A 15,312-nucleotide genomic window follows, 5' to 3' on the forward strand; every position below is an offset into this window, starting at 1 on the left:
ACGGCCCCCTTAATCTTTATATTTCAACGCTTTCACCGGCGTTATACCCCGAATGCTTAAAGTTGGTAAAACGGTCACCGCTAAAACCACTAAAAATACACCCAGATTCACACACAGCACCACCGCAAAATTCCATTCTATAGGAACATAATTCATATAGTAGTTCTGGGCATCCAGTTTGATTACATGAAATTTCCACTGTAGATAAGCCAAACCCAAAGCCAGAACATTTCCCAGAACCAAGCCCCATCCAATTATCCTTGAACTATTGATCAAGAATATATTTCTAATCTTAGCTGTAGGGGCACCCAGTGACTTTAGTAATCCTATCATAGGAGTCCTTTCCATAATCATAATAAGTAGCACCGAAATCATATTAAAGGCAGCAACCACCATTATTAATACGATAATCAATACAATGTTACGATCCAGAAATTTAAACCACTCAAAAAAATGCGGTAATAGCTCTTCTACCTGAGTCACCTTATATTCCAAAGGAAAGATTTCCATCAACTCCTTTTTTACAGTAGGTAGAGAAGATAGATCCTTCAAGTAAATGTCATAATGCCCAAACTCTCCGTTCTCCCAGGCATTGATCCTTTGTATCAAACCCAAATCACTTAAAACATACAACTGATCCAGTTCCTCCACATGTGTATCATAAATCCCTACTACTTCCACCTTACGGGCTCGGGGAGGATCCTGGATAAAATAAACGTAAAGGGACTCCCCTACTTTTACATTTAGAATGCCTGCCGTTCGTTTACTGATCATAATTTGGTTCAAGGAGTCTACCGTCTTCCCTTCCACCAAATTGTTCTTCATTTCTGACCAATCATACTCCTGATCTACCCCTTTTAATACGGCCCCCGTAATTTCTTCTTCTGATTTTAGAATTACCGACTTATAAGCCACCCTATTAATGGATTTAACATGGGGTAAATTCTTTACCTTTTGGTAATAATCTGAATTATTTGGGAGTGGAGTTTCTTCAAATGAACGATTAAGTGTAATTTTGCTGACCTGAATATGAGAGGTCTGGCTAAAGAGTTTTTCCTTAATGGTATTTTTGAAACCTAAGAGCACAAAAAACGATAATACAATCACGGAAACCGTGATAGCCACACTCAAAACGCCTACTTTCACAATTACTCTCGAAAAAGATTGGCCTTTTGATTTTCGTATTCTGTTTGCAATAAAGTAGGAGATGTTCATGGAATTAAACTGCTTGCGCAAAAATAGTACAGCAATTAATACAAATCGTCAGAATATAGTTTAATTATGCAGGAGATACTTATAATAGATTTTGGATCTCAGTATACTCAGCTTATTGCTCGTAGAGTCCGTGAGCTTAATGTATATTGTGAAATCCACCCGTTCAATAAGATCCCTGAAATTACGGAAAACATCAAGGGAATTATCCTTTCAGGAAGCCCAAGTTCTGTAATGGAGGAAGGATCACCTACGTTGGACCTTAATCAATTCAGAGGTAAACTACCTTTGTTGGGAGTGTGTTTTGGCGCACAATTATTGGCGAAAGAATTTGGTGGCCTTGTGGAGAAGTCGGATTCAAGAGAGTATGGAAGGGCGCATTTGAACAGTCTGGTGCCAAATGACAAACTCCTAAAAGGAATTCCTGCAAAATCCCAAGTCTGGATGTCACACGGTGACACCATTACTCGTCTACCTGAAGGAGCTATTTTAACAGCTTCTACAGAATCAGTAAGAAATGCTGCTTATACCTTCGAAGGAGAGGAAACGTACTGTATCCAATTCCACCCTGAAGTGACGCACTCCACTGACGGAAAGAAGATGTTAGAGAACTTTGTTGTAGACATCTGTGGATGTGACCAAAGTTATACTCCGGAATCTTTTGTTGAGAGTACTGTTGCTGAATTAAAAGCTCAACTTGGACAAGATAAAGTAGTAATGGGGCTTTCAGGCGGGGTTGACAGCTCTGTGGCCGCGCTTTTGATTCACAAAGCCATAGGAGAAAACCTTTACTGTATTTTTGTAGACAATGGTCTCCTTAGAAAGAATGAATTTGAGCAGGTATTAGAGTCTTATAAGGGCCTAGGACTGAATGTTAAGGGGGTAGACGCTAAAGATAGATTCTATGCAGCACTTAAGGGCCTTACAGACCCTGAAGCTAAAAGAAAGGCCATTGGTAAAACCTTTATTGACGTGTTTGATGATGAGGCGCACCTGATTCAGGACGTGAAATGGTTAGGTCAAGGTACCATTTATCCGGATATCATCGAATCTGTATCCGTTAAAGGACCTTCAGTAACTATCAAGTCGCACCATAATGTAGGTGGTTTACCGGACTACATGAAATTAAAAGTGGTAGAACCACTAAAACTTCTTTTTAAAGACGGTGTAAGACAAGTGGGTAGATCTATGGGAATGCCAGATCACCTGATCAACAGACATCCTTTCCCTGGACCAGGTTTAGGCATCCGTATTTTGGGAGATATTACTCCTGAAAAAGTAGCCATACTTCAGAACGTTGATCACATCTTCATCCAAGGTCTAAAGGATAAAGGACTATATGATAGTATCTGGCAAGCAGGTGCTATATTATTACCGGTTCAAAGTGTAGGTGTTATGGGAGACGAAAGAACATATGAAAATGTGGTTGCACTTCGCGCAGTAACCAGTGTAGACGGTATGACCGCTGACTGGGCACACCTTCCTTATGAATTCCTGGGTGAAGTATCAAATCAAATTATCAATAAAGTTAAAGGGGTGAATAGAGTGGTGTATGACATTAGCTCTAAACCTCCGGCAACTATCGAATGGGAATAAAAAAAGGGGCTTTACGCCCCTTTTACTATTTTTAAGCTCCTTTCTCTGTAACTAACTTTCCGGAATCCATCTTCTTCTGTCTGTCTTCCTTAAAAGTACTCGCTTTACTTCTCACATATCTTACTCTCTCTTTCTCAAGTAAGAACCCTACCAGAATGTACAAAGAGAAGATCACCAAAATGGAAATGGCAAGCTGTGTATTTGTAAAGTACATTCTAGAAAAATAGATGGCTGAAGTAAAGAGGATGGTGAATCCATACAAGATAAATGAGGCCACTACATGAGATAACCCCAAATCCACCATCAAATGATGTAGGTGACTTCTATCTGCTGAAAAAGGAGATTTTCCTCTCAAAATCCTCAAACTGAACACTCTAAGTGTATCAAAAATAGGAACAGATAATAATGCGATGGCAATTACCGGCGCATTTTGGTATACATTATCACTATTGATATTTAGTACGTTAACCTCCACAAACTTCAAGGCCATTACCGCTACCCAAAATCCTACGATCAATGAGCCGGTATCTCCCATGAAGATCTTACTGGTGTTAGAGAAGTTAAACCGAAGAAAAGCAAAGAGTGAAGCTGATAAACTGAAGCCCAAACAAGCTAAAGACCAATACCCATTTAACATGAACCACAGTGCGAATCCTCCACTGGCTATCATGGCCACACCGGCTGATAGTCCATCAATACCATCAATCAGGTTAAATGCATTAATCAATGCCACAATAAGAAAGATAGAAAACCCTACACTTACAATGTAAGGAAGTTCATGCACCCCAAAGATTCCAAAAAAACTAGAGATTCTTAAGTCAGAACCAACGACAATAAGTAAAGCCGCCAGAATCTGAGAGAATATCTTTTTTGTAGCACTAAGTCCATAAATATCATCTTTTATACCTAAGAAAAATAGAATGATGGTACATGCAAAAACCTTGTGCATTAAATACCCTTCATCCATAAAGTTCCAGATCATATATCCTATCAATGTACCGGCAAATATCCCTACTCCACCAAAAGTAGGTACCGGATGCTTGTGCGAGCTCCTTTTGATAGGACTGTCAGATAGATTCCTCTCTTCACACGTCTTTCTAATCACAGGTATAGACTGCCATGTCACAAACAATGCAGTTAAACCCGATATGATGATTCGGAAAAAATTCTGAGGAACTAACTCTTCAAGTATAAGACTCATAAAAAGTGGTATAATATTCTCAACTGCTTCATTTCACCAAGGCCCCCCTTGATTAATAATTATAACATGGCTACGTAAAAATATACAATAGTACGAATTAATAAAAAAAAAGTTAGTGTATGGTTCGCATTTTTACCGAAACCGCAGGATTTCCCTGATACACCTGATACTCTTCACAGTCCTTCGTAGCTACAGAATTTACAGTTAAGACGGCATGAGATTTTAAAGTCACACCAGGACATACAATTGCTTTCGCTCCTACCCACGATCCATCTTCCAAAATCACTTCTCCCATCATGAGATCAAAGGTCCTTTTACTAAAATTATGATTTCCCGTTAGCAATAATGCTCCTTGGGAAACACAACAATTCGCGCCAATTTTCACCCGAACTAAATTGTCTATCCATACGTCTTCTCCTATCCAACTATAATCTCCAATCTCTAAAAACCAAGGATGCTTAATATTTACATTAGGCTTAAGCATTACCCCATCCCCAATCTTTGCCCCGAAAAGCTTCAGTATAAATAACTTCAATCCTACCGGAACCAGGAGTTGTGAATGTATAAACATCTTGCTAAAAACGTGCCAAAGTATTCGTTTTACCGGACCGGCACCCGGCTGATACTCAGGATTCCTGTATTCCTTAAGCTCTACCTTCATGAATCAAGCGGTTTAATAAATGAGTGCTTTTATCTCTACCTTCCTCTAACCTATCCCCAAGAAAATTGCTGGTTGCCAAGAATTGTTTCTCGTATGCTTTCTTATCTCCCAATTCCAAGATATTTGTCCACTCGTGCACAGCCGTATGATACGCCAGGTCATCAATCAAATAATCTTTGTTCTTTACAGCAGTCTTCAGAGATTCTTCTAATAAGTCTGGATTAGTAAACAAATATTCCGCTAATCCCACCCTCAAACGGAATGGAGGAGTTTGACAAACCATGTTCTTATAAGGATCTATACCCAAATCTGCCCAGGTACAAACCATGGTTAACAAACTCAAGTGCGAGTTAGGTTTATGATTACTTCCCGGATTTAGGGTATATTCTCTCATTAACTTATCATCTAGCATGTAAGGAGCTTTTCTCTCCCCAAAAACCTTATCTCTTGCCTTTAACACCCGAGAAGCAAGGGCATTCTTGTTTTCAGTTATCATCAGCCCAAAGAGCTCATTCTCAATTCTGGCAAATTTCCTCACATCCTTGATGGCAAAGGGGTTTTCAAAGGCCAAGCCAGAATATACATGCGGTTTATACGAGAAAATCCTTAAGGTAAGCAGGAGCTTAATATTATCTATCCCTTGAACTTGACTTTTGTCTTCCCAAGGATAGGCTTTTCTATGCATAAAAGCAGTACCTAGGCTCTCAAAACCCACATGGGTGATCACCTGTATATCCGCCATCATTTGATCATGATGTTTGTAGGACTCCAACTCTTCCACCATTGCCCCTGTACTCAAATACAGTTGCTTCACAGCTTCAAATGCGTCTTCCTCACATCTATGTCTATACATGGCAATGATCTGCCCGTCAGGAGAAATAGAAGGCCCAAATAAGGCATGTGAGCCTACGATCTGGGCATCAGCAGGTAGATGTCTCTCAAATGCTTTGATTTCTGGAGTCTTGACAGAGGTTTGTCCGGTAACTATAGCGCCATACTTTGTAGAAGGGCCAGAAATTCTTAGCACTTCTTCTATTTTTTCCGTCTCTACGGCATACATGATGACATCACAGCTACGGGAAACAGCAACTGCATCCGGAAGTATCTTTACTAATGGTAGAGCTCTTTGAAGTTCTTCCTCTTTCCCGGGAACATCACATCCATAAACGTCAAATCCTTTTTGGGACCAGATTCGGGCAAATAATCTACCCATATCTCCTAGGCCTATGACACCAATTTTCATATATGTGCACTAAAAACACAAATGTAGGAGAAAGCTGGTGGAATAAAAAAAAGCCCGATAAGTAATCGGGCTTTCCTTTCTATTTTTCTAAACCGTACTTCTCAAAGTACTTGTTAGCTAATCGTTTTTGTTTGTCGTCAAGGTTTACCGCAGCCCCTCTTATATAGGCTTCAGTTACCTTAGCAGTACGCATGTCTAGCAAGTCTCCTTCGCTGATCACGAAAGTGGCATGTTTACCTGCTTCCAATGTACCCACCCATTTATCAATACCTAAGATCTTGGCATTATTCAATGTTATTAGCGACAAAGCCTCCGCCTTTGTAAGACCATGAGCCGCTGTATTTCCTGCTACGAAAGGTAAGTTTCTGGTTCTCCAGTAGGAATCATTGTAATGTAATCCTACCATTAAACCTTTCTTCACTAGCATGGCCGGTAAACGGTATGGCTCCCACACATCATCATCTACTCTATCCGGTAAGCGGTGAGTAGGGGAAACGATGATAGGCACATTGTTCTCTTTTAAGGTTTGGATAGCTAAATCAGAAGTAACCGCACCTACTACTACCGGATGCTTCACTCCTACTTCTTTACAGAACTGTATAGCTTCAATGACCTCTTTGTCTGTTCCAGCCTGGATAAAAAGACGCTGGTCTCCGCTAAGTATTCCGTTTAAGGAAGTAAGCTTTAAATTATCATGAGGCTGGCCTCCTGCCTTTTGAGCATTTGACTGAGCAAACATCTGACGAAGTTCATCGATAGATTTCTGGTAATTCTCGTTTTTACGAGGCTCTCTGGAGAAAGTTTGAGGATTAAATCCAAAGCTCATTCTACGAGGCCAATTTAACCATACTCCGTCATCTGCTTTTAAAACGGCATCTTCCCAGTTCCAGCCATCCAAATACATGATAGCTGACCTGCCTGAAATAATACCACCCGTAGGAGTAGCCTGGGTAATCAACACCCCGTTACCACGAACAGTTGGAATCACTTCCGAGTCCGTATTATAAGCTATAAGCGCTCTCACGTTAGGATTATAGTCGCCTAACTCCTGATGATCCAAGGTAGGTCTGCTGGATTCGATCTCCGCTAAACCCAAAGTATTGGCAGGAGAAATAACTCCCGGGTAAATATGTTTACCTTGCACATCTACCTTCTTTGCATTGGGATATTTCGAGCTCAAATTAGCATCCGCTACTTCTTTGATCACCCCGTTTTCCATTACTAGAGAACCGGAGGCATATTCCGTTCCATTGCCCACAAAAATATGGGCATTAAAAAATATCACAGGCTCCTTAGAAGCTTTTCCGGCTCCCGGATTCTGTGCCATACTCATTCCCGACAATAGGCACAATAAGGAGATTACTATTTTCTTCATTTACCGCTAGCGTTTAAAGTTTGTAGGAAAGATTCTAATTGTTCTACAGAAATATTGTCATATTCCATGATATGATCACAGTGTACTTCCTGTGCTCTTGGACGCATAACCGGACGCTCAGTAGGCGTACCTTTCACTTTTTCGGCCAAAAGAATCTGAACAAGTCTGTTCTTCTCATCTCTTAGTTCTTTTTCCTTTTGCTCTTTTGTAGTTAAGTCAAAATAGATAGCACCATCAATGATAGTTTTCTCAGGTTTTGCATAGATAGACAAAGGATTATCTGTCCAAAGAACTAAATCAGCGTCTTTACCTGCTTTGATAGAACCTAATCTATTATCTAAATGAAGCATTTTTGCGGGGTTAAGCGTAACCGTCTTCCACGCTTCTTCTTCTGTCAATCCACCATAAAGTACAGTTTTAGCCGCTTCCTGATTAAGGCGTCTTGCCATTTCAGCATCATCAGAGTTGATTGCCGTAGGAATACCCATCTTAGTTAAGATAGCTGCATTAAATGGAATAGCCTCTTTTACCTCCATTTTATATGCCCACCAGTCAGAGAAAGTAGAACCGTTAATGCCTCTAGCTTTCATCTTATCTGCCACTTTATAACCTTCAAGGATGTGAGTGAAAGTATTGATCTTGAATCCTAAAGAATCAGCTACCTTCATTAACATGTTGATTTCAGACTGCACGTAGGAGTGACAAGTGATATTTCTTTCCCCATTTAGAATTTCCACTAATGCATCCAGTTCAAGATCACGTTTTGGCGGAACCAAACCTGTCTTTACTTTAGCTTTGTTATAAGCTTCCCACTCATTTTTATAGGCGATTGCTCTTGTAAAAGCATCAATAAAGACTTGCTCAACACCCATACGAGTGATAGGGTAGCGATTAGGAGTTGTATTTGCATTACCTCTCTTCACGTTTTCACCCAAAGCAAACTTGATGAATTTAGGAGAGTTAGGAATCAACAAATTATCAGGTGACTCACCCCATTTCAATTTGATGATGGCAGACTGTCCACCTATACAGTCAGCAGAGCCGTGCAATAATTGAGAAGTAGTAACGCCTCCTGCCAATTGTCTGTAGATATTGATATCTTCCGAGTTAATCACGTCCTCTTGACGAACTTCAGAGGATACAGATTCCACTTCATTGATAGAGAACAATGCAATATGACTATGTTCATCAATGATACCGTTAGTTAGGTGTTTACCTGTACCATCTATAACTTTAGCACCTGCCGAGGATAGGTTCTTACCTACTGAGTGAATTTTACCATTCTTCACCAGAACATCTGCTACAATTTTACCTTCTTTCTCGTTTGTCCAAACGGTAGCACCTTTGATCAATAGATCTTCCTGCTTAGGTAGCTCTTTATTGCCCCACCCAGTGAAAGGATAAAGCATGCCTCCTTTGTTTTCCGCAACTTTATCTGCAGCTTTTGGAGCATCTTTCTTTGCAACAGCTTCTTCTGCTAGTTCAGCAGACCATGTGAAAGTTTGACCTTTTGCATCTACACCCTGGCCAGAAATCTTCTTATCACCAATTACTCCAGTTAAACGAGTAACCCCTTCGTTTCCTTTCTTGTAAGTGATGGTTAAGAAATTCTTATCACGGGTAACTGTAGGCTTAAGCTTTACAGTATCTAATGCAAATTCAAACGCAGGTTTATCTACCTCTCCTGTAACCGTTAGCGTATTAAAACCAGGTACATTTGTTTTGTACTTGCCTGCGATTTCAGAAAGTGAAATATCTGTGATCACATAGCGCTTTCCTTGCACCCAGTTCTCTAAAATTCTTGCCTTATCATCAAAGATCTCCTTATCTGTAATCAAGAAGTTTGCCAACAAACCATTTTTGATAGTACCCACCTGATCTTCAATTTTCAAAGCTTTAGCAGGATTAACTGTCAATGCAGCTAAAGCATCTTTTTTGCTTAATCCGGCTTTGATAGCAGCCTGAATCTGAGCAAAGAATGTAGATTTCATAGCCAAATCAGATGCAGTGAAAGAGAATTCTACTCCTTTAGCCTGCAAAGCTGCAGGGTTACCCGGAGCTAATTCCCAATGCTTAAGATCAGCTAAGCTTACGTTTTCAGCATCAATAGGATCTTCAACATCCAAAGCTTTCGGGAAATTCAAAGGTAAGATCATATGCGTACCCAAAGACTTGATCTCATCAATACGCTTATATTCATCTCCACCACCTTTGATGATGTATTTCACTCCGAATTCCTTTCCGATCTTTGCTACTCTTAAAACATCGTGGAAATTAGTGGCATGAAATACAGAAGGAAGAGCTTGGTTAGCATTGAACGCTTCTAAAGATAGATTTCTTTCTTTTGCAGCATTTGTCTTTTTGTACCAATCTGCATCATAATAGGTCTGACGTAATAAAGCTACACATCCCATCAAAGAAACAGGATAGGTCTGAGTGCTTAGGCCTTTAAGGAAGGAGTAGTGCGAAGAAACATCACCTTTAAGTAGAGATGTACTTTCTTTCTCATCATTCAAGGATACCAAAACTGAATTACCTCTTACGATACCGTCCTTAACGTGAGACACCACTGCACCAAAACCTATTTTACGCAGCTCCTCTGCAGATTTAGGGTTGATAGTGAATAATTCTGAAGCCTTTACTTCTGGCTTGATGGCCATATTATGCGAGTAAGCGCCTTTTTTATCAGAATCAAATTTCATTTCGTAGAAGTTGCCTCTTCCACCCATTCCTCTTTTCAATTCCGGCATACCGTAATCTGAATAGATGTCTACGAAAGATGGGTAAACGTGTTTTCCTTTCAGATCAATGACCTGAGTAGATTTGGGAACTTCAAAATTCTTTCCCACTTTTTCGATTTTCTCGTCATGCACAAGTAGCCAAGCCTCTTCTATTACCGTGCTGGGATCTACATGCAATGTAGCATTCTTAAACAGGTAATAGCCGGGACGTTTATCTTGCACGCCGTTTTGGTTTGGCTGCGCAAAAACACTCGACTGACTCAGAACAAGAAGCAATAGTAAAAATACTTTCTTCATATTATCTAGTTTGGTTTCAACATTCCGAAATTTATGAAAAACTTAGAATAATATTTTCCGAAAACAACAATCTATCGATATAATCATTGTTTTCGTGGATAAGGCTTCTTATTATTTACCGTGAAGTACCAAAAATCTCCTTTCTGCGCGTATTTTTGTAGAAATAACCAAGAATCAATGAAACCTACATTACTAATTTTGGCAGCCGGAATGGGCAGTCGCTATGGAGGAATTAAACAATTGGACAATTTCGGACCGAACGGAGAAACCATTATAGATTACTCCCTATATGATGCGATTAGAAGTGGATTTGGAAAGATTGTCTTTATTATAAGAGAAGAATTAAAAGAAGACTTTATACGCATTTTTGATCCTAAACTTAAAGGAAAAATAGATTACGAATTAGCTTTCCAGGAAGTTGACTCTTATTTACCTGAAGGACTTGAAGGAGTTAAAAGAGAAAAGCCATGGGGAACGGGTCATGCCATGCTTTGTGCCTGGAAACACACCCAAACACCATTTGCTGTGATAAATGCAGATGATTTCTACGGAGAAGAAGCCTTCCAAACGGTTGCTGAATTTCTTAGAACAGACACCCGTGATGATGTACATACTTTGATTGGGTATCAGCTTAAGAATACCCTATCAGAAAACGGAACGGTTAGTAGAGGAGTTTGTACTGTAGATGATCATCATTTTTTAACGGATGTTGTAGAACGTACAAAAATTGAACGTCTCGAAGATGGAAAAATCGTTTTTCATGACCTAGGTGAGCCGGTTGTCCTAGAAGAAAACACTACAGTTTCCATGAACTTCTGGGGTTTCAAACCAAGTGTATTCCAAGAAACCGAAAAGATGTTCCATGCCTATGCCAAAGAACATTTTGATGCACCAAAAGCAGAATTCTACATTCCTAAGGTGATGAGTAACCTCATGGCTGAAGGAAAAGGCAAATGCAAAGTGTTCACTAATACATCCGACTGGTTTGGAGTAACTTATCCGGAAGACAAACAAAAAGTACAGGTAGCCATAAATGCCCTGATAGAACAAGGAAAGTATCCGGAAAAACTTTGGTGATATGAAAATTATATGGATTCACGGGTTTGGAGAAGATAGTACAGTTTGGGAGGATTTCCTCCCAAAACTACCTGCTTATTATCAGCATTTTACCTTTGACCATGCCTTAATCACCAAGGCGACAGATATAAGTGATTATGCGCTTATCCTCCGTGAATTCATAGAATTACATGAGATCACCAATCCTATCCTGATTGGACATTCCATGGGCGGGTACATAGCTTTAGAATATGCAGCCATATTCCCAGATGAAGTCTCTGGTTTAGGTTTATTTCATTCCTCTGCCGCAGCAGATTCCGAAGATAAAAAAGTAGAAAGGTTAAAGACTGCTCAGTTCATACAGAAGAATGGCAGTAAGGCTTTTATAGAAAATTTTTATCCTAAAATGTTCTCTTCACCGGAAAACTATGAAGAGTTGATTTCAAGAAATATAGAAAGATATTCTCTCATTCCTGCGGAATCTCTGTCGACAGCTACATTAGCCATGAGAAACCGAAAGGATCACATCAATACCCTGAGTACCTTCAAATTTCCCCTCTTCCAAATCTTAGGCAAGTCAGACAAATTTGTCCCCTTAGAACTGGCTCTGCAACAAACCATTCAACTTCAAAAGCCCTATACCCTTGTATTAAACGAGGCTGCACACGCGGGCATGATAGAACAAGCACCCATATGTGCAGAATTCATTCGACATTTCCTACATCAGCTCTAGACCTTATAACTCCTATGAGCGTCTAACTTCAAGAAAATAAATAGAAGGATGGTAAAGGACAAAAGGGATGAACCTCCATAACTTAAGAAAGGAAGAGGAATCCCAATGATCGGAATCAATCCAATGGTCATACCTATATTCACTAATAAGTGAAAAAACAGGATACTACCTACCCCATAACCGTAGATTCTTGCAAACTTAAATTTCTGCTTTTCTGCCAGATTGAAAATACGGGTAATCAAGATAAAATAGAGAGCAATCACCACGAACACTCCTACAAACCCCCATTCTTCTCCCACTGTACAGAAAATAAAGTCAGTAGACTGTTCCGGTACAAAGTCAAATTTAGTCTGAGTTCCCTGTAGCCATCCTTTGCCAAATAGTCCTCCTGAGCCAATAGCAAGCTTAGACTGGGAGATATTCCAACCTGCCCCTAAAGGATCCACATCAGGATTAACAAGTACCATAATTCTTTTTTGCTGGTGTGGAGCAAATACATTGTTCAAAGCAAAGTCAATGGCCATCACAAAACCACTGAATAGAATAAAGAGTCCAATAACCCTTTGTAGGTTTTGGCGGTTTCTTTCGTACCTCTTTAAGAATAAATACCAGAACAATACTGCTACTAAAGCTAGGCCCAAAAGAACAATCCAGATTTGACCTTCAAACACTAAACCTAGTATAAATAAAGCAATGAAGGCTAAAATCAAAGCAGGATAAACACCTGGAAGCCCCTCTCTATAAAGTATGATAATAAAGGCTCCAAATGCCAATGCAGAACCCGTTTCCTTCTGGAGAATGATGATCAAAGGAGGCAAAAAGATCAGAACACAAGCCCTCAATAGGTCCTTAAATTTAGTAACCGAAATACCTTGTGTACTTAAATACCTGGCTAAAGCTAACAAGGTAATGGTCTTCGCTAACTCAGCAGGCTGAAATTGAAAGCCTCCAAACCTTAACCACGAGCGAGAACCTTTGATATCTGGTGCTATAAATATGGTTAAGACCAGTACAAGTATCCAAAAACCATAAAACAGATACGCAAAGGTGTCATAGACCTTGTAATCTACGAATAGAATGACCATTATAATGAAAAAGGCTAATCCCATGAATAAGATTTGCTTTCCGGCATTATGGTCTAAGGAGTAAATGGGTTTAGGGTTATCTACATTATAAACGGCTGCATAAATATTGATTAAGCCTATTCCTAATAAAATGATGTATATCCAAACGGTGGTCCAATCCAGACCTTTCTTAATGTCAATCTCTCTCGCCATGTATTATAATGATTTACCTGCCACAGTGGTGTATCTAGTAGCCATGATCTGCTGTTTATAGGCCTCCCTATTGTGTGCTCCCTTTAAATATTTTTCCATCATCAAACCTGCTATAGGAGCAGATGCCACTCCACCAAAACCTGCATTTTCTACCACCACCGCTATAGCAATCTTAGGATTATGTTTGGGTGCGAAACCGATGAATAAAGCATGGTCTCTTTTACCCTTACCATTCTGAGAAGTACCGGTTTTTCCACAAACCTCAATATCTTTGATTTGAGCTGCCCTACCTGTACCAGCTTGCACCACAAGCTCCATTCCTTTAACAATTTCCTCAAAATGACGTTTATCAATACCCGTTTGATGAATCTCCACCGCGGTCTTTTTCCCTGCTTTAGGATCTAGACCTACGGTATTAACAATATGAGGAGTCACCCAGTAACCCCTGTTGGCCATTACTGCAGCCAGGTTTGCCAACTTTAATACATTCACCCCATATTCTCCTTCACCAATACTGATGGAGTAGATGGTAGAATACTTCCATTGATTTTTACCATAGATCTTATCGTAAAGTTCCGGGGTAGGTATTACACCTTTGGTTTCAGAGGGAAGGTCTATACCTAAATGTACCCCAAAACCAAATTTCCGGATCTTCTCATTCCACGCGGCTAAACCTAAAGCTACCTGGCTCTCTCCCTTGGTTTCTTTTATGTTATGTAAAATCCTTCTAAGTACATTGTCAAAATAGGGGTTAGAAGACTTTTGAATGGCAGTATACAAATTAGCCGTCTCTCCCGCACTGTGCATCGAGAATTTACTATTACCAGATAAGGAAGTGGATGGAGTGATGACACCATCCCCCAAACCAATTGCTGCTTGAACTAGTTTAAATGTAGATCCCGGACGGTAAAATGCCGATACAGGACGGTTATTCAAGGGCCTATCCGGATTCTTCGCTAAAACAGTATAGTTCTTCGAAAACTCTCTTCCGGACAATAACACCGGATCGTAGGTTGGATAGGATCCAATAGCCAAAATCCCTCCCGTAGAAGGCTCAATAGCCACTACAGCCCCCACCTTCCCTTGAAACAAGGAATCTGCCAATTGTTGAATACCTAAATCAATGTGTGTGTATAGGTTATTTCCTATTACAGCAGCCGTATCGTATCTTCCTTCGCTGTATGAACCCTTATCTTCACCTTTGGAGTTCATTAAGACCAATCTACTCCCTCGGGTACCTCTCAAATCCAACTCGTAATATTTTTCCAGACCTGCCAATCCAATGTAATCACCCTTTCTGTAATATTCTTCCTCTTGCTCTTCGTATTGCTTTTTGGGAATTTCACCGATATAGCCAAGAGCGTTCGCCATAGTATTACCCGGGTATGTCCTATAAAAGGATTGTTCAAAGTGAAAACCAGGATATTGAATCATGGCGTCAATCACTCCAGAATATTCCTGTTTAGACAATTGACGCAAGAACAATGAAGCGCGCAATTTGGAGTATTCCCTAGCTTGATTCAGCATAGAGTCTACATAATTCTTGTCTATACCAAAAAGATTGCAGAAGGACACCGTATCAAAAGGCAATACCTTTTGAGGTATGACATACATATCATATACTTCCTCGTTCGCCACAATCAACTTCCCCGATCTATCATAAATCTGCCCACGCAGAGGAATAGAAATCTCCTTACGTATTGAATTTAAGGCATCTATCGACCTATATTCCTTATCCACCACCTGCAGATAAAATAACCTAGATAGATAGATAATGCCTATAGTATAGACAAAGATCAAGATAGGAAATTTTCGATTTTCGAACATGAGGATTGCAGAGTTAGATTTCGGAATACAAATTTGATAAAAAAGGACGGTTTTTTCACGGGTCTGAAAAAAATAAAATTCCGGGCTTCGTAC

The 15,312-nt window shown here is 39.9% G+C and carries 11 protein-coding genes; 3 read left to right on the plus strand and 8 right to left on the minus strand.

Features of this window, described 5'->3' with window-relative positions; genetic code table 11:
- Positions 1-9: 9 nt before the first annotated feature.
- Complete coding sequence (locus tag LBYS_RS06020) at positions 10-1,215, minus strand: ABC transporter permease (protein ID WP_013407982.1); 1,206 nt, start codon at positions 1,213-1,215, stop codon at positions 10-12.
- 63 nt (positions 1,216-1,278) lie between these two features.
- Between LBYS_RS06020 and guaA the strand changes: the two genes are divergently transcribed.
- On the plus strand, positions 1,279-2,808 hold the full coding sequence (guaA, locus tag LBYS_RS06025; RefSeq protein WP_041823461.1) for a glutamine-hydrolyzing GMP synthase: 1,530 nt from the start codon (positions 1,279-1,281) through the stop codon (positions 2,806-2,808).
- 31 nt (positions 2,809-2,839) lie between these two features.
- On the opposite strand, the gene LBYS_RS06030 is transcribed toward guaA, so the two are convergent.
- The 5 genes from LBYS_RS06030 to LBYS_RS06050 all read right to left on the minus strand — a co-directional run bounded on the left by LBYS_RS06030 (position 2,840) and on the right by LBYS_RS06050 (position 10,326).
- A complete protein-coding gene (locus LBYS_RS06030) occupies positions 2,840-4,009 on the minus strand; it encodes a glycosyltransferase family 4 protein (protein WP_013407984.1) in 1,170 nt (389 codons plus the stop codon).
- A gap of 112 nt (positions 4,010-4,121) precedes the next feature.
- Positions 4,122-4,670, minus strand: coding sequence for a WcaF family extracellular polysaccharide biosynthesis acetyltransferase (locus LBYS_RS06035; protein ID WP_013407985.1), 549 nt, complete (start codon positions 4,668-4,670; stop codon positions 4,122-4,124).
- Complete coding sequence (locus tag LBYS_RS06040; protein ID WP_013407986.1) at positions 4,654-5,913, minus strand: prephenate dehydrogenase; 1,260 nt, start codon at positions 5,911-5,913, stop codon at positions 4,654-4,656. Before LBYS_RS06040 ends, LBYS_RS06035 begins: the two co-directional genes overlap by 17 nt.
- 79 nt (positions 5,914-5,992) lie before the next feature.
- Positions 5,993-7,288: an amidohydrolase family protein gene (locus LBYS_RS06045; RefSeq protein WP_013407987.1), complete on the minus strand. Its 1,296-nt coding sequence runs from the start codon at positions 7,286-7,288 to the stop codon at positions 5,993-5,995.
- Positions 7,285-10,326: an amidohydrolase family protein gene (locus tag LBYS_RS06050; RefSeq protein ID WP_013407988.1), complete on the minus strand. Its 3,042-nt coding sequence runs from the start codon at positions 10,324-10,326 to the stop codon at positions 7,285-7,287. Before LBYS_RS06050 ends, LBYS_RS06045 begins: the two co-directional genes overlap by 4 nt.
- 177 nt (positions 10,327-10,503) lie before the next feature.
- Between LBYS_RS06050 and LBYS_RS06055 the strand changes: the two genes are divergently transcribed.
- Positions 10,504-11,403 (plus strand): nucleotidyltransferase family protein, encoded by a 900-nt coding sequence (locus LBYS_RS06055; RefSeq protein ID WP_013407989.1) that lies wholly within the window; start codon positions 10,504-10,506, stop codon positions 11,401-11,403.
- A gap of 1 nt (position 11,404) precedes the next feature.
- Entirely contained in the window at positions 11,405-12,115 is a 711-nt protein-coding gene (locus LBYS_RS18220; protein ID WP_013407990.1) for an alpha/beta fold hydrolase, read from the plus strand.
- Here LBYS_RS18220 and rodA read toward each other — a convergent pair.
- Entirely contained in the window at positions 12,112-13,392 is a 1,281-nt protein-coding gene (gene rodA, locus LBYS_RS06065; protein ID WP_013407991.1) for a rod shape-determining protein RodA, read from the minus strand. The two genes, LBYS_RS18220 and rodA, sit on opposite strands and share 4 nt — an antisense overlap.
- Before the next feature lie 3 nt (positions 13,393-13,395).
- On the minus strand, positions 13,396-15,219 hold the full coding sequence (locus LBYS_RS06070; RefSeq protein WP_013407992.1) for a penicillin-binding transpeptidase domain-containing protein: 1,824 nt from the start codon (positions 15,217-15,219) through the stop codon (positions 13,396-13,398).
- Positions 15,220-15,312: the final 93 nt, after the last annotated feature.

This window comes from Leadbetterella byssophila DSM 17132 (assembly GCF_000166395.1).
GTDB lineage: Bacteria > Bacteroidota > Bacteroidia > Cytophagales > Spirosomataceae > Leadbetterella > Leadbetterella byssophila.